Here is a 21,765-nt window from a genome sequence, read left to right as displayed (position 1 = left end):
GTACAATTCAGGCTTTTCCCCTGCACGCCGTCCGAGCCAGAGGATAACCATGAAAATTGCGCTTGCCCAAATCAACACCATGGTCGGGGCTTTCGTCGCCAATGCGGCCAAAGTCCGCCAGTACGCCATGCGAGCCGCGTTACAGGGCGCCCGGTTGGTCGTCTTTCCCGAACTGACGATTCCGGGATACCCCCCGCTGGACCTGCTCGACCGCCCGGCTTTCATTGCGCGCAACCTGGCTGCACTGGATGACCTTGTGCGCTTCTCCGCCACCGTGGACACCGCCCTGCTGGTGGGGTTTGTGGCGGAAAATCCCGATGACTTCGGCAAGCCGCTCTACAATGCCGTTGCCCTGCTCGAAGGCGGCGAACTGCGCGCCATCCGCTACAAGACGCTGCTGCCCACCTACGATGTCTTTGACGAAGCGCGGCATTTCGAGCCGTCCGAGCGGCGGGAAATCATCCGCTGGAACGGTTATCGGCTGGGGGTCTGCGTCTGTGAAGATGCCTGGAACAGCCGCGAGTTCTGGGACACCCACCTGTACGACATCGATCCCGTCCGCGAACTGGCCGAGCAGGGGGCGCAGGTCATCATCAATGTCTCCGCCTCACCGTTTCACCGGGGCAAAGGGGCGCTCCGGCAGGCCATGCTGGCCCATCATGCCAGCACCCTGAAGGTGCCCGTGGTGCTGGTCAACCAGGTTGGCGGCAATGACAGTCTGGTGTTCGACGGACGCAGTCTGGTGCTCGATGCGCAGGGCGAACTGGTGCTCGAAGCCCACGCCTTTCAGGAAGACCTCCGCATCGTTGATCTGGCTGATCTGCCGGCGCCCATCACACCCCGCATCACCGACGAAGTCGCTGACATCCATGACGCGCTTGTGCTGGGCATCCGGGATTACCTGGGCAAGTGCGGTTTCCGCCAGGCCGTGGTGGGCCTCAGCGGCGGGATTGACTCGGCCGTGACGGCAGCCCTGGCCGTGCAGGCGCTCGGGCCGGAAAACGTCACCGGAGTGGCGATGCCCTCGAAGTATTCTTCCGACCACAGCCTTGAAGACGCCGCCGAACTGGCCCGCAACCTGGGCATCGGCTTCCACGTCGTGCCCATCGAACCAGCCGTCAGCGCCATGACGCAGATGCTGACGCCGGCCTTTGGCTTTCCCCCGCATGGCGTGACCGAGGAAAATCTCCAGGCCCGGCTGCGCGGTGTCACCCTGATGGCCTTTTCCAACCAGTCGGGCGCGCTGGTGTTGACGACCGGCAACAAGTCGGAGCTGGCGGTGGGGTACTGCACGCTGTATGGCGACATGTGCGGCGGCCTGGCCGCAATTTCCGACGTACCCAAAACCGATGTCTATCGCCTCGCGGCCTACATCAACCGGCATCGGGTGGTCATCCCGACCCGTACCATCACGAAACCGCCTTCCGCCGAACTGCGCCCCGACCAGACGGACCAGGACACGCTCCCGCCCTATGACATCCTCGATGCCATCCTGGAGCGGTACATCGAGCGGTACCAGAGTCTGGATGAAATCGTGGCCGAGGGATTTGACCGGGCCACGGTCGAGTATGTCGCCAGACTCATCAACCGCAACGAGTACAAGCGACAGCAGGCCGCACCCGGCATCAAGGTGACGCCCAAGGCGTTTGGCCGCGGCCGGCGCGTGCCGATTGCCGCCGTCATCGAAAGCTGAAGGGCGGGCCCATCCCGGTTGACGGGCCGCATCCGCGAGGTGTTCCGCGCTACAACTGCCCGTCCCAGTTGCCGACAAGCGGCACGTCGCCATCCGCACCATAGACCAGCAGGAAGTCAGCCGTGCCGGGCAGGTTGGTGTTGCGCAGGAAGAACGTCAGCACGCGATAGACGCCGACCGTATCCACGCCATCGCCGTCGAAGTCCCCGACCACAACCTTGTCATCGGGGTTGCCAAAGTTGAACACCAGATCGGCATCGCCGCCGGTGTTGGCATTGCGCAGCAGGAAGGTGTTGCCGCGCACCACGCCAACCGTCGTCGTGCCGTTGCCGTCCCAGTCGCCGACAATCGGGCGGTCGCCTTCCTCGCCATAGACCACGACGATGTCCGGGTTGCCGGCTGTGTTGCTGTTGCGCAGAAAGAACGTCCGTTCGGCCGGGCGATAGACGCCAATGGTCGTCGTGCCGTTGCCGTCCCAGTCGCCGGCCAGCGGGATGTCCTCCGCGCCACCGTAGGCAAAGGCAATGTCGGCCACGCCGCTGTCGTTGCTGTTGCGCAGGAAGAACGTGCCGTTGCGGAAGACCCCGACGGTGGTGATGCCGTCGCCGTTCCAGTCACCGGCCAGGGGCACGTCGCCGTCCGCACCAAACGCGAAAGCCAGGTCGGCGTTGCCCGACGTGTTCGAGTTGCGCAGGAAAAACTGCCCCCGGCGGAAGATGCCCACGGTGTCGCCCTGTTCACCCCGGGCCCCGTAAGCCCCCAGCGCATTGGAGACACCGCCGCTGCCACGTCCGCCCCAGACGACCATCTGCCGGCGGGTGGCGTCCCAGATCGCCGTGTGGCTGGCGGTCAAATCCGGCGCGCCCTCGGTTTCGACCGGCCGCCAGAAGTCGAACGTCGGGTTGTAGCGTCCGCCGGTGGCGCCGGCGTCACCCCAGACGATCATTTCGCGGCCCGTCCAGACGGCTGTGTGGCCGGAACGCGCCGACGGTACGCCGTTGGCGGAGGTGGCCGCCCAGGTGTCGGCAGCCGGGTTGTACAGCGCCCCGGAGTTGAACGCCCGGGCGGCGGTGGTCGCCCCGCCCCAGACGATCATCCGGTCGCCCGTCCAGATGGCCGTGTGGTCAAAACGGGCATCCGGCGCGCCGTCCGTCCCGCCGGAGCTGGTCGGATCGGTGCGCGTGGGCGTCCAGGTGTTCGTCGTCGGGTTGTAGCGTCCGCCGGTGCGCAGTTCGGAAAAGCGGTTGTCGGCAAAGGTCACGCCGCCCCAGACGATCATTTCGCTGCCCGTCCAGACGGCCGTGTGCCGGGAGCGCGGCCCGGGGCGACCATCCGCTGCCGTCGCCGCCCACGTATCCGTTGCGGGGTTGTACCGCCCGCCGTTGTCAAAGTAGTTGGTCTCATTGTTGGACGGATTCGTGAAACGTCCGCCCCAGACGATCATTTCACTGCCCGTCCACACGGCGGTGTGTTCTTCCCGTGCCGAGGGGGCATTCGTCAGCGAGGTGGGCGTCCAGGTGTTCGTGACGGGGTTGTAGCGCCCGCCGGCGTTGGTCTGTCCGCCCCAGATGATCATTTCGCTGCCTGTCCACACGGCGGTGTGGCCCACGGGCGGCAGGTTGATCGCCGCGCCGGGCGCGCCCTGGGTGGACGTGGGCAGCCACTGGGCCGTGGCGAGGTTGTAGCGCCCGCCGGTCAGCGTCCGCACACCGGCTGATGCACCGCCCCAGATGATCATTTCCACGCCGGTGTTGACCGCTGTGTGGCCTTCGCGGGCGATCGGAACGGGCGTGGTCGCCGTCGGAAGCCAGGTGTTCGTGAGGGGATCGTAGCGGCCGCCGGTGGCGTCGCCGCCCTGTCCGCCCCAGACAATCATGTACTTCGTGGCGTTCTGGTTCGGTTCGGCGTAGGCATCCGTCCAGATGGCCGTGTGGTTTTCACGTCCCGACGGAGCGCCGACCGTTGTGACCGGCGTCCAGGTGTTCGTCGCCGGGTTGTAGCGTCCACCGTCGTTGAAGCGTACGTCGAGCGCCGCCCCGCCCCAGACAATCATTTCCGTGCCGGTCCAGACGGTACTCTGGTTGACGCGCGGCGTTGGCGCGCCGGCCGTGGCAATGGCTGTCCAGGTGTTGTTGCCCGGGTTGTAACGGGCACCGGCCACGGTCGGCGCTGGCGCGCCGGCCACGCTGCCCCAGACGAGAAGTTCCGTTCCCGTCCACACAGCGCTGGGGGTGAACAGTCCGGGGGCATTGGTCGTGCTTGTCGCCGTCCAGGTGTTGTTGCTGGGCGTATAAATGCCGCCGCTGTTGAGGCGGCCGCCGTCGGCGTTGACGCCGCCGAAGACAATCATCGCCGTTCCGGTCGAAACCGCCACGTGGTCGGTCCGCGCCTGTGGTGCGCCCGTCGTGGCCGTGGCGCTCCAGGCGTTGGTTTCGGGGTTATAGACGCCGCCGGTATTGGTTGGGATGGGAATGCTGCCGACAAAGTTGAGGTTGCCGCCCCAGACAACCATCCGCCCGGCCTGCGCCAGCCAGACAGCAACGTGACTGAACCGGGCGGCCGGTGCGCCGTCGTTGGCCGTGGATGAACTGGGGTCGGTGCGGGTCGCTGTCCACTTGTTTTCGACCGGATCGTAGAGTGCGCCGGAGTTGACCGGCGTGCCGCTGACGCCGCCCCAGACAATCATCCGCGTGCCGGTCCACACGGCCGTATGGTTGACCCGTGGCGCTGGCGCGGCGTCGGTGGCGCCGATGGCGCTGGGGGCAACGCGCGTCGGCGTCCAGGTGTCGGTAATCGGGTTGTAGCGCCCGCCGGTGTTGAGCGGGCTGCCGCCGCTGAACGTCCCCCGGAAACCGCCCCACACAATCATTTCGACGCCCGTCCAGACTGCCGTATGGCGGAAACGCGCGGACGGGACACCATCGCCGGCATCCTGCGCCCAGCGGTTGTCGTTGCCGGCAATGGCCTCGGGAAAGCCGCTTTCCACTGCGCCCGGCGCACGGAGTTCTGGAAACGACCCGGAGACTGTCGGGATGACGGGGCTGTAGTTGGCCCTGACCTGCGCCCACCAGGTATCGAAGTCCACCTTGCGCCATTCGGCTGTGACAAGCCGCACCCGGTCGCTCTCAATCGCCTGAAGCTGCTGAATGAAAAACCGCTCGTCGTCTTCACACAGGGGCGTCACCATACCGGGCGCCAGTTTGGCCGGGTGGCTTCCGAAGCGTTCTGCAAGCCGGGCCATTTCGTGTTCCCAGTCCGCGCCGGACACCGGCAGGCGGCGTAGGTCGGCAACCGCGAAGGCTTCAGGCCGGTCACGGCGGATGAACTCGACTTCGGTGCAGACCGCGCCCAGCCGGGAGAGCGTCTCAACCGCGGGCGCGATTTCCAGCGCCTGGCGCACCTGGGCTTCGAGCCGGCCGTGAAACCGCCGGTCACGGGCATAGTCCGCCTGCAACCGCTGTCTGACCAGCACCGGCCGCGCCAGGCATTCGGCAATGGCAATGGGGTCGTTGTCCAGCGCCGCAAACAGCTCCTGCAACACTTCCGGTTGTTTGGAGTGGCGCATCATCCGGCTGACTTCGGCGTGGAGTTCGGCGGGCGTTGGCGCGTGATGCCAGAGCAGGTCCAGTGCGTGCTGCTGGCACAGTTCGTCTGCGACAAGGGCGCGGAGTTGCGGCTGGGAAAAGAGACGGTCGAAAGCCGGCTTGGGTGTCGTGGCCTCCCAGCGCCGCCGTTTCCAATAGACCTGTTCAATCGCCCGGCGGTAACGCACCCGCTCATCGAGTGTGAGTGTACGCCACTGTGCAGCCCCCGGAAGGGCAAGGGTTGTCGGAGCCGTTCTGGTGTGCGCTGGGGGTTGGGAAGGGCGCAGTGGCCGTGGTGTTCCACCGGACGCCAGCGTGGGCGGGAGAGACAACAGCAACGGATGCAGGCACAACATCAGAACCAGACCGAGACGGGTCAACAGGCGTGAAGACATCAACAAGGTCATCCTTAAGAGCGTCATCCAACGTATTTGGAAGCGATCCCCCACCAGCATTCGCCGTGGCGGCGCGCGAAAACAAGCGCCCATTCTCACCAAGCACCAGTGAAAAGCCAAGTCAAAAGCCATCATGCCCGGTTTCGCCTGGGGCAGGGCGTTTCTGACGCTGGCAGGTGGCGTTGCGCAAGCCCGAAGGCAAAAAATTTTGAAAGGCATGTGACGCCCCTGCCGATAGAAGCGTCTGAGTGAGGTGAGAACTTTTTTTGGGAGACTGTCCTGGACTGACAAGCTGGTGCAACACAATTGCAACTCTTTATGGGTATGAAGTGAGACTCATAAAAAAACAACCCGAAAGCTGGAAAAATCTTATGAGCAACCTTGTCAAAAAACTTCCATGTGTGACGCGCCGCATTGCCGACGAAACCCTATTGATCCCGATTCGCGGGCAGGCGGCTGATCTGGATGCCATCTACGTCCTGAACGACACGGCCGCCTTGCTCTGGTCACAGCTCGATACAACCGGAGACGTAGCTGCGCTCGGCGCGGTGCTCTGTGAGGCTTTCGAGGTGTCACCGGAACAGGCCGCGCAGGATGTCGCTGAATTTCTGGCCGCACTTGAGGAAAGCGGGATCATTGAGGTTCCTTGCGCGGCCAGCTCGGCTGCCTGAGAGGGAAGCCATGGAAAGCGTCTCTTACGCGGAACTGAGCCGCCGGTTGCACGGGCGGCTGCTGGCCGGGCGTATCCCGCTGGAAGCCACCTTTGAGGTGAGCCGCCGCTGTCCGCTGGTGTGCCAGCACTGCTACAACAACCTGCCAATGAACGACCACGCCGCCCGGCGGCGCGAGCTTTCGCTGGATGAATACCGGCGGATTTTCGACGAAATTGCCGAAGCCGGAACGCTGTGGGTGCTCTTTACCGGCGGGGAAATTTTTGCGCGCCGGGACTTTCTGGACATCTACACCGAAGCCAGGCGCCGGGGTTTTATCATCACGCTGTTCACCAACGGCACGCTGCTGACGCCGCGCATTGCCGACTATCTGGCTGAATGGCGTCCCTTTGCCATCGAGATCACGCTCTACGGCCACACCCGCGAAACCTATGAGCGGCTGACCCGCGTGCCCGGCTCCTACGACCGCTGTCACCAGGGCATCCGCCTGCTGCTTGAACGCCGGCTGCCGCTCAAGCTCAAGACCGTCGGCACGACCATCAACAAGGATGAAATCTTCGCCATGCGCGACTTTGCCGAGAGTCTGGGTGTGCCGTTCAAGTTCGACAGCATGATCAATCCACGGGTTGACTGTTCGCAGTCGCCGCTGGAAGTGCGCCTGACGCCGGAAGAAGTCGTCGAGCTGGACCTGCGCGATCCGCGCCGCATGGCCGAGTGGCGCGCGCTCAACGACCGCTACCGGACGGCTGCCATGGCCCCCTATGTCTCCAACACCGTCTATGACTGCGGCGGCGGTGTCAGTTCCTTTGCCGTAAACCCATACGGCGAGATGTCCATCTGCGTGCTGTCGCAGGTGGACACCTACGACCTGCGCCATGGCAGTTTCCGCGAGGGCTGGGAGCAGTTTCTGCGGCGGGTGCGCATGCAGCCCCGAACCCGTCCGGCCAAGTGTACAAGCTGTGAAATCCGCCCGATGTGCACAAGCTGCGCGGCCGTCAACGAACTGGAAAACGGCGACAAGGAAGCCGCCGTGGATTTCTTCTGCCGGACAAATCATCTGCGTGCCTATCTGCTTGGGCTTGACCTCAAGCCCAACCCGCTGTGCGAGTACCGTCCGGGAAGCGAGCGTTACGAGGACATCCAGGCTTCTGTAGCGGCCTTGCGCGCCCGGGCGCGGGAACTCGGTGTTGACCTGTCGTTCAAGCCCCGCCGGACCTTGCCAGTGCTTCAGGGACACCCGACGGCGGCATCCCAGACACTGTAACGTTCAGCCTTCTGTTGTTCACCGCGTTCACGTGTATGTGTCCAGCCCCCGCTCTATCCAGACCCCGCAACATTTAGCCTTCTGAATCACACTTTTGAAGAAGCCATGACCGAACCGTATTCATCATCCGCATCGGCGCCGGAGCCGCAGGAAAAGCTGGCGCGGCGTCCATACACCAAACCATCCATCGTCCGGGTTGAGTTGCGGGCTGAGGAAGCCGTGCTAGGTGCCTGCAAGACTGCCAGCACCAGTGGGCCAAGCAACCCTAGTTCATGTTCATTTCTTGGTCCGTGTTTCTCCATTGCTTCCTGAACGTCTCTGTTCCCGGCAAACCCGGTTGATGATTGGCGGGCTGCGGCTGGCCGTGGACGCCACCGGCCTCGGCTTGCCCCTGCAAATCAACGGCCCGGCCGCTCGCTTCGTTGCACCGTGGGAGGACGCGCCGGCAGACGCCACGATCCGCGTTGGCTGGCTGGACGAAGCCGTGCCGCCGCCGGAGCCGACGGAACTGGTCTTTGCCTCCGGCGGGATGTGGACGCTGTACCGGGCCGCCGGTGGTTATCGCTACGACATTGCCTCACCGGTTTTTGGCCCTGAACCCTACCGCATTGCCTGGTTTGCCCCGACCTACCAGACCGGCTGCGTCTGGTATCGCCGCCTGCCGGCCGTCATCGCCGCCATGCAGTCGCCGCTGGAATATCCCGTGGATGAGCTGCTGGTGACGAACCTGCTGGCGCGTGGGCGGGGCGTCGAACTCCATGCCTGCGCCGTGGTGGATACGGACGGGCGCGGGTTCCTCTTTGTCGGGCAGTCCGGCGACGGCAAAACGACGACCGCCCGGCTCTGGACGCGGGCCGGGGCGACGGTACTTAGCGATGACCGGGTCATCGTCCGCCAGTGCGATGGGCAGTGGCTGATGTTTGGCACGCCGTGGCACGGGGAAGGCGAGTTTGCCGCGCCGGCTGCCACGCCTCTCAACGCCCTGTTCATTTTGTGCAAGGGCGCCGAAGACGCGGCCCGCCCGCTACCGCCGGGGCTGGCGGCGGCCCGGCTGTTTGCCCGTGCTTTTCCGCCTTTTTATGACGCGGCGGCGCTCGATTTCACGGCTGGTTTTCTGGAACGGCTCGTGACGGCCGTTCCCTGTTACGGACTCGTGTTTCGTCCGACGCCGGCTGTTGTGGACTACGTACGGAGGATGCAGCCATGACCGATGTCTGCTGGACGACGCTGGTCCGAAGTCTTCTGGCGCAGGGCTGTCCGGTGCGGTTCACTGCGCCGGGGCGCAGCATGGCGCCGACCATTGCCGACGGCGAGACGATTACCGTCCGGCCGCTGGGCGCCGATGAGCAGCCGGGGCGTGGGGAAATCGTTCTGGCGCAGGTGGACGGCCGGCTGATTGCGCATCGCATCATCGCAGTTCGTTCCGCTGCTGATGACACGTGGTTTGTACTGCGCGGCGACGCCCAGGGGCAGGCAACCGATGTTGTGCCGCGCCGGGCGATTCTGGGGCGCGTGCTGTTGCCGCCACGTTCCTGCCGCGCACGGCTGGCCGGGGCCGTCCGGCGGTTCGGGCAGCGTTGTGCGCGGTGGAAACCTTTTTTGAAGCCTGTATTGGAGAAGACGCCATGAAACCGCAGATGAATAGGACTCGTTTTTGGGCCACAGTCAGACCGCTTTACGTGCTGGTGCTGGTTGGGTTACTGGCAGGGGTGGTGCCGCCGGTGGTCAGGCGGCCGGAAGTGCGGGCCGCCAAAACCCCGCTCAACGCGCAGATGATCACCGTCCGCGACAGCAACGCACCCCTGGGAAATGGTGATTTTGTGGGTTGTTCGGCTTCGCCGGGTCTCAACACGTACTACTCGGTGTTCATCGAGGTGCCGAGCGGCACTTCGCGGCTGACGATTGACATTTACGACGCTGACTACGGTTCGACAGGCGGGCCGTCCGGGGTGAACCGTTTTGACAACCGGGTGGGGAACATAACAACAAACTACTCCCTGTTTGATCCCGCCGGTACATCCATCTCTCTCAATACTTCCCTGAGCGATACAGGGCTGAACTTCACCCAGGGTGACAACTCGGCCGTGGGCACGAACGGCCCCGACACCAGAGCCGCCAACAACCAGTGGAAGAACTTCTTCACGAGGGAAAATCCGGCGGCCGGTCACTGGGAGCTGCGCATCATTCAGCCTGGTGGAGGTAATAGCGGCGTCAATCCCTTCGGGGTGGCGGCGCACACGCTTGATCCCGGGGCCAACCGGGATCAGAACCTGGGTGGTCCCACGACCGGTCGCGGGCTGAACATGTACTTCGATCCGGGCATCCATCTTGGTCCGCAGAATACTGAGCGCCAACCTCCCATTACGTGGAACTACTACCCCTACATCACCAGCGGTTGTACGTGCCGCGCCAACGAGTTTGACTGGGACGCCTCCAGTGGCACTGGCGCAATCACCTTCGTGAGTCGGACCGGGGGCTACACCCGCAACATTCCTACTGGTACTGAAACATTGTCTCCAAATGGGGAGTGGAGGAGCTTTGTGGTTGGTCCGTGGACGACCGGCGTCAGCGCTGTGGACTACGGTATCTGGAGTAACAACATCACTATCAACGGCGGCAGCGCTAACCACATCACCTACTACATCGGCAACCACGCTGCCGCCGTGCCAAACACTTCCGGCAACAACATCACTCTTGCCAACTGGCGGCAGGGGGACAAGTTCCGGGTTTACTTTCCGGGGGATGCGGGGGCGACGACTGCGCCGGTGAAGCCCTATATGACGCAGCGCCTGTTTCACATTGGCAATCCGACGAATGGCCCGAACCCACCGTGTAACGGTCAGACGACCTTCTACCGGGTGCGGGTGGACATCGTCAACCCGACCGATCATGACATCGTGCTGGACGGCACGACCATCGGCACGCGGACGCGGCGCGTGGTGGCAAACATCCCCACCGTGACAGGAGTTTTCTACGCCAATGAGTCCACCTACGGCGGGGCGCAGGCAACCCAGGGGACGTTTACCCAGCCGGCCGACGACGCCACTTCGGGGAGCATCACCTGGACGCCCGGCACAATTGCCGCCAACAGCGCCGCTTCGCTGTTCTACGTCATCCGGGTTTCACCAACCACAGGCTCACCCTGTGTGATGAATGTCACGGGGACGCCGGGCGGGACGCCGGAAGGCACGACCGCCGTCTGGCGGGACGAGACCGGCAACACGACCCAGGAGCGGGCGACCTACACCTTCGGCCCGCTCTGCGAGCTGGCTGTAAACCGGGCTGGCTGCACTGAGTGCGGAGGCAGTCCCCAGCCGGTGCCCACAAAGGTTGACCTGACCGACTTTGAGGCAACGCGCTACGCGACGGGTGATGTGCTGGTGCAGTGGGCGACCGGTTACGAAAGCGCGCATTTGGGCTTTCACCTCTGGCGCGAACGCGATGGGCGGCGCGAACGCCTGACGCCGGAACTCATTGCCGGCAGCGCCCTGCTGACCAGTGATGCCCTGACGGCCGGGCAACGCTACACGTGGCGCGATGAAACGGCGCGGCTGGTAAAGGGCAGCGCCATCTACTGGCTGGAAGCCTACGATCTGGATGGTTCGCGGCAGTGGTACGGCCCTGTCACCCTGCGCCAGACGCGCGAGGCTGTGCCGCTGGCGTTGCTGAAGAACTCGCCGTTGCTGGGACACAGCACGTCCCGGCTGGGGCGGCAGATTGAGGATGATGCCGCACCGGCGGGTGCCGAACTGACCGGCAGCAAGGAGGCTTCCCGGTACAAGGCCGGGGCTGGCGTCGGGCCGGAGCAGCCGGGCGATTTGGAGACGCAGCAGTGGCTGGCGGCGCAGCCGGCGGTCAAGCTGCGGGTGACGCGGACGGGGTGGCAGCGGGTGACGTTTGGGGCGCTGACGGCGGCGGGGCTGTCGCCGACGGCTGATCGGGAGCGGCTGCAACTGTATGCCCACGGGCGGCAGGTGCCGCTGCGGGTGACGGCTGAGGGCATCGAGTTTTACGGCGTGGCCGACGACACGCCGGATAGCGGCGAGCGGGTCTATTGGCTCGTCGAGGGACGGACACCGGGCAACCGGGTGGGGCCGGGCGCTGGCGCGCCCATGCTGCGCCCGACATTGCAGCACTTCCGCTCGCGGGTGACGCGCGCCGACAAGACCATCTACTTTGCGGCGCTGCTCAACGGCGACGAGGACAACTTCTTCGGCAGTGTCGTCACCAACAGCCCCGTAGCGCAGGACATCGTGGTACGTGATCCGGCGACGGCGAGCGGCGAGCCGGCGCAGGTGAGCGTCGAGCTGCAGGGCGTCTCGCTCGGCGCGCACACGGTGAACGTCTTGTGGAACGGGCAGCCGCTTGGCGCGGTGACGTACACCGGGCGGAGTGTGGGGCAGGCGACGTGGACCGTGCCGGCCGAACAGGTCATCAACGGTGCGAATACCGTGACGCTTCAGGCGACGGAAGCCGGGGATGTCAACCTGGTCAAGACGCTGACGGTCGAGTATGCCCGGCAGCTTCAGGCGGCGGATGACCGGTTGCTGGTTCACGTACCACGCACGGGCGGGCGGCACACGCTGCAGGTGACAGGCTTTACGGCTCCGGCTGTTGCCTTTGACATCACGCAGCCGGAGGCGCCGGTGCAGCTTCCGGTGCGGATGATGGGGCAGACGGCGATGCTGGGGGCCGCGGCAGGGCGGGACATCCTGCTGACGACAACGGGGGCGATGTGGTCGCCGCAGGTCGAAGCCAACACGCCTTCAGCCTGGCACCGCACGGACATGGCGGCCGATTTCGTCATTTTGACCCACGGCGCTTTCCGCCCGGCTGCCGAACGGCTGGCCCGGACGCGGCAGGCGGAAGGGCTGCGGACGGTCGTCGTGGACATCACGGATGTCTATGACGAGTGGGGCTATGGCGCGCCCTCCACGGCCGCCGTGCGGGCGTTTCTGGAGACGGCGGCTTTGCGCTGGGCGCGGCCGGCGCGGTATGTGCTGCTGATGGGGAATGCGACCTTTGACCCGCGCGACTATCTGGGCTTTGGCGGGCACTTCATTCCGACGAAGCTGCTGGCGGTCGGCACGCTGGAAACGGCCGTGGACGACTGGTTTGGCGACTTTGGCGGGACGGGACTGGCACAGCTAGCCATTGGGCGGTTGCCGGTCAGGACGCCGGCCGAAGCGGAGATTGTCATCGGCAAGATACTGACCTATGAGCGGGCCGGCGCGGCCGACTGGAAGCAGCGGGTGGTGGTCGTGGCGGACAATCCTGACGACGGCGGCGATTTTGACCAGGCGGCGACAGACATCATCGGTCTGGCGCCCGATCCGGCGCAGGTGACGCCCATCCGGCTGAGTGTGCTGGGTGCGGCCGGGGCGCGGGCGGCCGTGCTGGCGGGCTTCAACAGCGGAGCGGGGCTGGTCAACTACGTTGGGCACGGTTCAACCCAGAACTGGGCGGCCGAGAACCTTCTGACCAGCGCCGATGCGGCCGGGCTGATGAACACGGGGCAGCCGGCGATTGTCGTCGGGATGACCTGCCTGAACGGTTTTCACCACGACCTGTACACGACCAGCCTGGGCAAGGCGCTGGTGCTGGCGCCGGGCGGGGCGGTGGCGACGTGGACGTCGTCGTCGCTGACGGGCAGCACAGAGCAGCACGGGGCGAATGTGGGGCTGCTCGATGCCCTGTACGGGCTGGAGCCGGCCGCGCGTCTGGGCGATGCCATCCGGCGTGCGAAGCTGGGGACGAACAGCCTGGAAGTCCGGCGGTCGTGGACGCTGTTGGGCGACCCGACGCTGCGCGTGCGGGAGGTACCCCGGCGGTAGCACGACCGGCTGTGGCAAGGCTTCCGTTGCTTGATTGACGCTGGTGAGCGCCGTACGATGGGTGCGGCGCTCATCTTTTGAATGGCGCTCAAGTTGCGCCCTGGATGCAGGGCCCGTGAAGGATGAGAAACCATGAAGTCCCTACCGATGCCATTGCTTTCGATTGCCAACGGCGCTGCCCTGATGGCGTTGAGTGTGATTGGTTACGTACTCAAGGACCCGGCCAACAGCGGCAGGACGGCACTGATACCGGGTGCGTTTGGCGTGCTGCTTGTGCTGTGTGGCGTGCTGGCGCTGCGCGAATCGCTCCGCAAACACGCCATGCACGCGGCTTCGGCCGTGGCCCTGCTCGGTACGGTTGGCGGGCTTGTTCCCATCGTCATGAGTCTGGTGAATGGCACGTTTGGCGCGCGGTTGCTGGCGCTGGCGCTGCAAATCGGCATGCTGCTGATCTGCGGCGAGATGCTTGCCCTGTGCATCAACTCATTCGTGCAGGCGCGGCGGCAGCGCGCGCAGGAAGCCGCCGGATGACCGGCCTCCGGCTGGCGGCTGGCAGGCTGGATGCCTGCCGGTGGGCATTTCTCGCCCGTCTGGGGTCAGAGACGACCCGGCGGGTCTATGCGGCGGCGCTGGTGCAGTTCGATGCCTGGCTCCGGGAGCAGGATAAGGGCTGGCTGGATGCCACACCGGAAGATGTCAACGCCTTTTGTCAGTTTCTGCTGGCGCGGGTATCCCCGCCGACGGTTGGCGTCCGGCTGACGGCACTGCGGAAGTTCTACACCGAGCTGGCCGCGCACCATCTGGTGGAGCGTAACCCGGCCCGGATTGTGGGCCCCTCCACGCGCGGTCGCCGGGAGACAACAGTTTGCGATGCGCCGATGCTGACGGCGCTTCTGGCGCTGCCGGACAAGCGTACACTGGTTGGGCTGCGCGATGCCTGTGTGCTGCGGCTGCTTGGGGAGCTGGGCTTGCGCGTGTCCGAAATCTGCCTGCTCCGGCAGCAGGATGTGGTGCGCTGTCCCGCTGTGGAAACCGGCCTGGGGCTTCAGGTGGGACGGGGCACCCGCTGGGCGCGTACCGTGGGGTTGTCGCCGGCGGTCAAGGTGGCGCTGGATGATTATCTGCGGCGCGATCTGCCGTTGCGTCGGTTGGCCAAAGGGTTTGGGCCGGAGGCGGCGCTCATTCAGGGCACGGCAGCCAACCGTCCGGTCGGGGGGCGTTCCCTGACGCCCCGTTTCATCTTCAAGCTCGTGCGGCGGTACGGTGAACTGCTTGACTATCCGGCACTCAACCCCCAGATGATACGCCGGGCCGCGCGTGCCAAAGCACCGGAAGAAGGTTTAGTGACAAACGTATGACAGGTGAACGTAAGGGATTGACCGCCGGGGCACCGGCTGAAGACCGGTTGCGCCGTTTTGCCTGGGGCGTGGTCGGGTGGAATGTGCTGGTGATCGTCTGGGGGGCTTACGTCCGGGCGTCAAAATCCGGCGACGGCTGCGGCAGTCACTGGCCGCTGTGCAACGGCGAGGTCGTCCCGCCGGCGGGACAGTTCGCCACGTTCGTGGAGTTTATGCACCGGGCCACGAGCGGCATTGCCCTGCTGGGTGTGGTGGCGCTGGTGATCTGGTCGTTCCGGCGCTTTGCGCGCGGGCATCACGTCCGCCGGGCGGCCGGCTGGTCCCTGGCCTTCATCCTCATCGAGGCGCTCATTGGCGCGTTACTTGTCAAGCTGGAACTTGTGGCCGACAACCGCTCGGTGGCGCGGGCGGTCTATATGTCCGTGCATCTGGTGAACACGTTTCTGCTGCTTGGCGCGCTGACCCTGACGGCCTACTGGATCAGCGGTTTTCCGCCGGTGCGGTTGTCCGGCCACGAAAGGACCGTCCGCCATCTGTTGGCGTCCTTCGTGGCGGCGCTCGTGGTCGGCGTCACGGGCGCGATTGCGGCGCTGGGCGACACGCTGTTTCCGGCCACTTCACTGGCGCAGGGGATTGCCGAAGAGTTTTCGGGACTGGCGCATTTCACGGTCAAACTCCGCTGGCTCCATCCGGTGGCGGCCGTGCTGGCGAGCGCCGTCATCGTCATGGCGGCCGCCCGGCTGCGCACGGGCCCCGCCACGGCGCGGATGTCTGCGGTCGTCATCGCCATCGTGGGCGCGCAATTCGTACTGGGAATCATCAACGTCTGGTTGCTGGCGCCTATCTGGATGCAGCTTATTCACCTGTTTTTTGCCGATGCCCTGTGGGTGGCGTTGGTGCTGCTGGCTGCGGCGGCGCTTGGTCAGGATGCCGAGCCGGTGACACCCGCTACCCTGGGAGCGCGGGCGTCCCGCCCGCAGGATGATTACGCTGCAACAGGAATCTGAAAGATGATTGGCAGTGCCTGGGAGCGCGGACTTCCAGCCCGCTATTACATTACATGACCACTCTGCGGGCGGGACGCCCGCGCTCCCAGGGGAAGGCACGCCATGCAAGCGACATTGTATCCCTTTCATCTGGCTTTTCCGGTCACAGACCTGGCGGCGGCCCGGCGCTTTTACGTCGAGTTGCTGGGCTGTCGGGTGGGACGTGAAAGCGACGACTGGATTGACTTTGACTTCTGGGGACACCAGATCACGGCCCATCGCATCACTGGCGGCAGCGCCCTGGTGGCAGGTCACAATCCGGTGGACGGCAAAGCCATCCCCGTGCCGCACTTTGGTGTAGTGCTTGACTGGGAGACCTTTCATGCGCTGGCAGAACGACTCACTCAAGCGGGCGTGACGTTCGTCGTCCCGCCATACATCCGCTTTGCCGGGCAGGTCGGTGAGCAGGCAACGATGTTTTTCTGCGATCCGGCCGGCAACCATCTGGAATTCAAAGCCTTCCGCCATGCCGCCGAACTGTTCGCGCCCCAGGGGGCTGCCGGGGGGCAGCGCACTGGGGGTGAAACCATCCGATAAACTGTTGTGTGTTGTCCGGGAAAACTCCCTGAGAACTTTACGGCTGCTGTGGGCGTTACCGCGCCATGACCATACACACCCTAACTTTCCAACCATTCTTCTTTCAAAGGAGCTTTTGCATGCTGCGTCGCACCTCGCTGTTGTCCTGTGGGCTTTTGGTATGTGTTCTGGCACTGGCTTTTGGCAGCGTCCGGGCTGCCGATGAACCGACGCTTGAAGCCGTCGTTGCCCAGATTGTCAAGGCGCAAGGCGGAGAAAAACTGAAAACCATCAAATCCATCAAGACAACCGGCAAGCTGGTCTTCGGCGGTGGGCAGGCCGAGGGGCCGCTGGTCGGTTTCGTGGCGCGTCCCGGCAAAGTACGCCAGGAAATCAGTCTGGGTGGGGCCAAACTCGTGCAGGCCTACGATGGTACGACGGCCTGGCAAATCAATCCCTTTACCGGCTCTTCCAAACCCGAAAAAATGGCTGAAGATGAGGCCAGTGTTTTGATGGATGCCGCCGACATGGACGGCCCCTTCGTGGATTCGGCCAGGAAGGGCTACAAGCTGGAGCTGGCGGCGGATGAGGAACTCGACGGGACGCCGGTACACGTCGTCAAAGTGACTAACAAGCGCGGCAAGGTTGAAACCTACTACGTGGATGCCGGGAGCGGTCTCATTCTTAAGGTCCGGGGCAAGGAAAAAATCCAGGGCAATGAGGTTGAAGTCGAGACGCTGCTTTCCAACTACAAGGAAGTCAACGGGATCATGACCGCCCATGCCATTGACCGGTTCATCGGAGGGCAACCGTTCATCCAGATTGTGTTCGAGCGGGTGGAACACAACGTCGAGGTTGAGGACAGTCTGTTCAAGATGCCCGAAGAATAACCTGACCGGTTGACCGGGCCGGTCATCCGGCCAGCCCGGTCGTTACGCCGACGCACTCTGCTGACTGGCGTTCTTCCGGGCGGACCTGCACCTGACGATGTTTTCCTGCGACCCGGCAGGCAAGCATCTGGAATTCAAAAGCATCTGGAATTCAAATGGAATTCAAAGCCATCGGCCATGTTTCTGCCACGTTGCCGAAGTGTTCGCGTCTAAGGGAGTTGTTGGGGGGGCAGCGCACCGGAGGCAAAACCGTCCGATGAACTGCCCGTGTCGTCCACGACAACTTCTGAAGGAAATCACCTGAGAACCTTGCGGCGGGCGTGGCCACACTGTGCAGTGATCCGTGCACACCCTGAGTTCCCAACCCTTCTTCCTTCAAAAGGAGCTTTTGCATGCTGCGTCACGCTTCGCTGTTGACATGTGGGTTGTTGGCATGTGTTCTGGCACTGGCTTTAGGTTGCAGGAAGCCAACCCTTGAATCCGTCGTTGCCCAGATTGTCGAGGCGCAAGGCGGAGAGAAGCTGAAAACCATCAAATCCATCAAAAAGAGTGGCAAACTGGTACGCTTCAAAGGAAGGGAAGGGGAAATGCTGAAGCTGGTCCATTTCGCGGTGCGTCCCAACAAAATGCGCCAGGAAATGAGTCTGCGTGGAGCCAAGATAGTGCAGGCCTGCGACGGCACGTTTGTCTGGCTAATTGACTCCTCTAGTGCTTCTCTCAGCCCCAGAATTATACCCAAAGATCAGCTCAGCGAATTGATTCAATCGTTGTTCTGGGTCAGTTCACCCGACTTCGACGGCCCCTTTGTGGATTCAGCCGAGAAAGGCTATAACCTGGAGTTAATGATGGATGAGAAACTCAACGGCACGCCAGTCCACGTCGTCAAAGTGACCAACAAGCGTGGCAAGGTTGAGACTTACTACGTGGATGCCGAGAGCGGTCTCATTCTCAAGGTTCGGAGCAAGGAAAAAATTCAGGGCGAAGGGTTTGGAAGCAGGGAGTTTGAAATTGATACGCTGTTTTCCGACTACAAGGAAGTCAACGGGATCATGACCGCCCATGCCATTGACCGGTTCGTCGACGGGCAACAGGTCGTCCAGATTGTGTTGGATCGGGTGGAACACAACGTCGAGGTTGATGATAGTCTGTTCAAGATTCCCTAAGTCGAGAGGCCCGGAGTCAGGAGTCCCCCAAAGTGGAATACAACTACGACGAAGAATACTGACCAGTTATCGGGCCGGTCATCCGGCCGGCCCGGTCGTTACGCCGACGCACTCTGCTGACTGGCGTTCTTCTGGGCAGCTTTCACCTTCAGTTCAACTCCAGCACGCTGTTTTTTCCAAAGCCTATGTACACCCTCAAGCCACTGTTCAGGGCGGCGCTCGCCCTGTGCTGCCTGTTTTCGCCTGGTAGTCTGGCCCAGCAATCTTCCAACCCGACGCCAGCCGCCACCGCCCCGGCCCCGGTGGCGCTGGATGCCTCGATGCTCGGAGCTTTCACCGCACGGGCCATCGGCCCGGCAACGATGAGCGGCCGGATTGCCGCCCTCGATGTCGTCAACACCAACCCGAAAACCATCTATGTCGGCGCAGCCAGCGGCGGCGTGTGGAAATCAGCCGACGGCGGTCTGACCTTCCGCCCGGTCTTTGACAAACACACCCAGTCCATCGGCGCGCTGACCATTGACCAGAGCCGCCCGGAAACCGTCTGGGTGGGCACCGGGGAAGGCTGGACGCGCAACTCGGTCTCGGTCGGCAACGGCATCTATAAGACGACCGATGGCGGCGAAACCTGGACGCGCGTGGGGCTGGAAAAAACCGAACGGATTGCCCGCATTGTCATTGACCCGCGCCGTCCCGACACGGTTTATGCGGCGGCGCTGGGGCCGTTGTGGTCCTCCGGCGAGGAACGCGGGCTGTACAAAACCACCGACGGCGGCAAGACCTGGACGAAAGTCCTCTACGTCAATGCCGACACGGGCTGCGCCGACGTTGCTCTCGATCCCCAGGAACCGGACATTGTCTATGCCGCCATGTGGCAGTTCCGCCGGCAGCCCTGGACGTTCACTTCCGGCGGCCCCGGAAGCGGTCTCCACAAATCCACCGATGGCGGCAAGACCTGGAAGAAGCTGACCGCAGGCCTGCCCGAAGGCGACCTGGGGCGGATCGCCCTCGCTGTTGCGCCGTCACGTCCGAATGTCGTCTATGCCAACGTCGAAAGCCGCAAGACGGCGCTGTATATGTCGCAGGATTTGGGTGAAAGCTGGACGAAGGTCAATGATGCCAATGCCAGCGTCAAGTCGCGTCCGTTTTATTTCAGCCTGCTGGTGGTTGACCCGAAGGATTACCGGCGGGTGTACAAGCCGGCCACCACGCTGGCCCGCAGTCAGGACGGCGGCAAGACCTTCGAGACCATTGCCGGCAGCACACACAGCGACCACCACGCCCTCTGGATCAATCCAGCCAATACTGACCACCTGCTGCTTGGCACGGATGGCGGCGTGTATGAATCGCTCAACGGCGGCCGGACGTTCCGCCTGCTGCGCACGCTGCCGGTGGCGCAGTTTTACCACGTGACGGCCGACAATGCGCGGCCGTACAACGTCTATGGCGGCTTGCAGGACAACGGCACCTGGATGGGTCCATCACACAAGCCGGGCGGCATCACCAATGCCGACTGGCGCAACATCGGGTTTGGAGACGGCTTCTGGGCAGTGCCCGACCCGACCGATGCCAACGTGGTCTATCTCGAATCGCAGGGCGGCAATCTGGCGCGGTGGGACCGGCGTACCAATGAGACGAAGTTCATTGCGCCGCCGGAGGTGCCTGGCGAAAGGCTCCGTTTCAACTGGAACAGCCCCATTGCCGTTGGGCGCAAAAATCCGGCCAACCTCTACTTCGGCGCGCAGTACCTGTTTTTGTCGCGCGACAGGGGTGAATCCTGGACGCGGATTTCCCCCGACCTTACCACCAATGACCCCGACAAGCAGAAACAGGAAGCCTCCGGCGGGCTGACCGTGGACAACTCCACGGCGGAGAATCACTGCACGATTTTCACTATCAGCGAGTCGCCGCTGGATGAGAAGGTCATCTGGGTTGGCACTGACGACGGCAACCTGCAGGTGACCCGCGATGGCGGCCGGACGTGGACGAATGTCGTGCGCAATGTTCCGGGGCTGCCGCCCAACACCTGGTGCAGTTGTGTCGAGGCGTCCCGGTTTGCGGCTGGAACGGCCTACGCCACGTTTGACGGCCACCGCACCGGGGATATGGCGACATACATCTATCGGACGGATGACTTCGGCCAGACCTGGCAACGCCTGACGCAGGGCGATGCGACCGGCTACGCGCACGTCATCCGGGAAGACACGATGGTTCGCAACCTGCTGTTTCTTGGTACGGAAATGGGTTTTTTCGTCTCCATTGACCGGGGCGAGCGGTGGGTGAAGTTCACCGGCGGGCTGCCGAACGGGCTGCCGATCTACGATCTGTGCGTCCACCCACGCGAAGGCGATGTGATTCTGGCGACCCACGGGCGGGGCATCTACATCGTGGACGATATTTCCCCCCTGCGGCAGTTGACGCCGGAAGTGCTCGGACGTGAAGTGGCTTTCCTGGAAACACGTCCGTCCCTGTTGCGGACGCCGGTCATTTCCCAGAGCTTCTCCGGCGACGATGAGTTTCGCGGCACACCACTGCCGGACGCCGCCATCATCACCTACTACCTGAAGGAACGGCATGTGGTGGGCGATTTCCGCGTGGAAATCTACAACCCGGCCGGGGACTTGATTTCGACGCTGCCTGGCGGCAAACGGAAAGGCATCAACCGGGTGGAGTGGTCAACCCGGCTCAAACCGCCCCGGGTGCCGCGCTCGGAAGCTGCGCCGTTCCCACTTCCGGGCCCGACGGTGCTGGAAGGGACCTATACGGTCAAGCTCATCAAAGATAAGCAGGTGTACACCGGCGCGATCACGTTGGCAGCGGACCCGACTTCGCCGCATCGCCCGTCCGACCGCACGCTGAAGCAGCAGACCCAACTCGAACTCTATGCCCTGCTGGAGCGCCTGGCTTATGTTGATGCAGCGCTTACTGAAGCCCGTGATGCTGCACGGGCGCGCGCCAAGGGGCTGGCGGCTGAGGACGCGCTGGGCAAGCAGCTTACGGATTTTGCTGACCGTTGCCAGGCGCTGCGGGCGACCCTCGTGGCCACCCGTGAAGGCGGTATTACCGGCGAGGAGCAGTTGCGTGAAAAGCTGGCCGATCTCTACGGCAAGATCAGCTACTACGGTGGGCGGCCGTCGGCCTCGCAGTTGGCGCTCGTGGTGCCTTACCGGCAGGCCGTCGAGCAGGCTGAAGCGCAGCTCAGGAAGCTCATGACGGATGAGTTGTCCCCGGTCAATGCCGCACTGAAGGCCCGGAACCTGGCTGTCATTGAACCCCTGACCCGTGAAGCATTCGACCGCCGCCCCTGATCAGGCCCGGCGCTTTCCAGCCAGGGTAAGCCTTGTTGGAGAA

The 21,765-nt window shown here is 63.8% G+C and carries 14 protein-coding genes; 13 read left to right on the top strand and 1 reads right to left on the bottom strand.

Going from position 1 to position 21,765, the window contains the following annotated elements:
• Nucleotides 1–49 precede the first annotated feature (49 nt).
• Nucleotides 50–1,693, top strand: a complete 1,644-nt coding sequence (locus J8C05_RS13800; protein ID WP_211423338.1) for an NAD+ synthase — start codon at nt 50–52, stop codon at nt 1,691–1,693.
• A 49-nt stretch (nt 1,694–1,742) separates the two neighbouring features.
• Here the strand turns inward: J8C05_RS13800 and J8C05_RS13795 are convergent, their stop codons facing one another.
• A complete protein-coding gene (locus J8C05_RS13795; RefSeq protein ID WP_211423337.1) occupies nt 1,743–5,672 on the bottom strand; it encodes a Kelch repeat-containing protein in 3,930 nt (1,309 codons plus the stop codon).
• A gap of 371 nt (nt 5,673–6,043) precedes the next feature.
• On the opposite strand from J8C05_RS13795, the gene J8C05_RS13790 reads away from it, so the two are divergent.
• The 12 genes from J8C05_RS13790 to J8C05_RS13735 all read left to right on the top strand — a co-directional run bounded on the left by J8C05_RS13790 (nt 6,044) and on the right by J8C05_RS13735 (nt 21,722).
• A complete protein-coding gene (locus J8C05_RS13790) occupies nt 6,044–6,343 on the top strand; it encodes a PqqD family protein (RefSeq protein WP_211423336.1) in 300 nt (99 codons plus the stop codon).
• 10 nt (nt 6,344–6,353) lie between these two features.
• The gene (locus J8C05_RS13785; RefSeq protein WP_211423335.1) at nt 6,354–7,607 is read left to right on the top strand and encodes a radical SAM/SPASM domain-containing protein; all 1,254 of its coding nucleotides are present in this window, start codon (nt 6,354–6,356) and stop codon (nt 7,605–7,607) included.
• A 340-nt stretch (nt 7,608–7,947) separates the two neighbouring features.
• Nucleotides 7,948–8,814, top strand: a complete 867-nt coding sequence (locus J8C05_RS13780) for a hypothetical protein (protein ID WP_211423334.1) — start codon at nt 7,948–7,950, stop codon at nt 8,812–8,814.
• A complete protein-coding gene (locus J8C05_RS13775; protein ID WP_211423333.1) occupies nt 8,811–9,236 on the top strand; it encodes a S26 family signal peptidase in 426 nt (141 codons plus the stop codon). The genes J8C05_RS13780 and J8C05_RS13775 overlap by 4 nt, the downstream gene beginning before the upstream one ends.
• An 8-nt stretch (nt 9,237–9,244) precedes the next feature.
• Nucleotides 9,245–13,441 carry a C25 family cysteine peptidase gene (locus J8C05_RS13770; protein WP_211423332.1) on the top strand — a complete coding sequence of 1,399 codons (4,197 nt, stop codon included), beginning with the start codon at nt 9,245–9,247 and terminating at the stop codon, nt 13,439–13,441.
• Between the two features lie 132 nt (nt 13,442–13,573).
• A complete protein-coding gene (locus tag J8C05_RS13765) occupies nt 13,574–13,972 on the top strand; it encodes a hypothetical protein (RefSeq protein WP_211423331.1) in 399 nt (132 codons plus the stop codon).
• Nucleotides 13,969–14,799, top strand: coding sequence for a tyrosine-type recombinase/integrase (locus J8C05_RS13760; protein WP_211423330.1), 831 nt, complete (start codon nt 13,969–13,971; stop codon nt 14,797–14,799). The genes J8C05_RS13765 and J8C05_RS13760 overlap by 4 nt, the downstream gene beginning before the upstream one ends.
• Nucleotides 14,796–15,806, top strand: a complete 1,011-nt coding sequence (locus J8C05_RS13755; protein ID WP_211423329.1) for a COX15/CtaA family protein — start codon at nt 14,796–14,798, stop codon at nt 15,804–15,806. The genes J8C05_RS13760 and J8C05_RS13755 overlap by 4 nt, the downstream gene beginning before the upstream one ends.
• A 102-nt stretch (nt 15,807–15,908) precedes the next feature.
• Nucleotides 15,909–16,382, top strand: a complete 474-nt coding sequence (locus tag J8C05_RS13750) for a VOC family protein (RefSeq protein ID WP_211423328.1) — start codon at nt 15,909–15,911, stop codon at nt 16,380–16,382.
• 119 nt (nt 16,383–16,501) lie between these two features.
• Nucleotides 16,502–17,251, top strand: a complete 750-nt coding sequence (locus J8C05_RS13745; protein WP_211423327.1) for a LolA family protein — start codon at nt 16,502–16,504, stop codon at nt 17,249–17,251.
• 392 nt (nt 17,252–17,643) lie between these two features.
• A complete protein-coding gene (locus tag J8C05_RS13740; protein ID WP_211423326.1) occupies nt 17,644–18,414 on the top strand; it encodes a LolA-like protein in 771 nt (256 codons plus the stop codon).
• A 185-nt stretch (nt 18,415–18,599) separates the two neighbouring features.
• Nucleotides 18,600–21,722, top strand: coding sequence for a WD40/YVTN/BNR-like repeat-containing protein (locus tag J8C05_RS13735; RefSeq protein ID WP_211423325.1), 3,123 nt, complete (start codon nt 18,600–18,602; stop codon nt 21,720–21,722).
• Nucleotides 21,723–21,765 lie beyond the last annotated feature (43 nt).

Source organism: Chloracidobacterium sp. N (assembly GCF_018304765.1).
GTDB lineage: Bacteria > Acidobacteriota > Blastocatellia > Chloracidobacteriales > Chloracidobacteriaceae > Chloracidobacterium > Chloracidobacterium aggregatum.
This window is presented reverse-complemented; position numbering and strand designations above follow the sequence as displayed.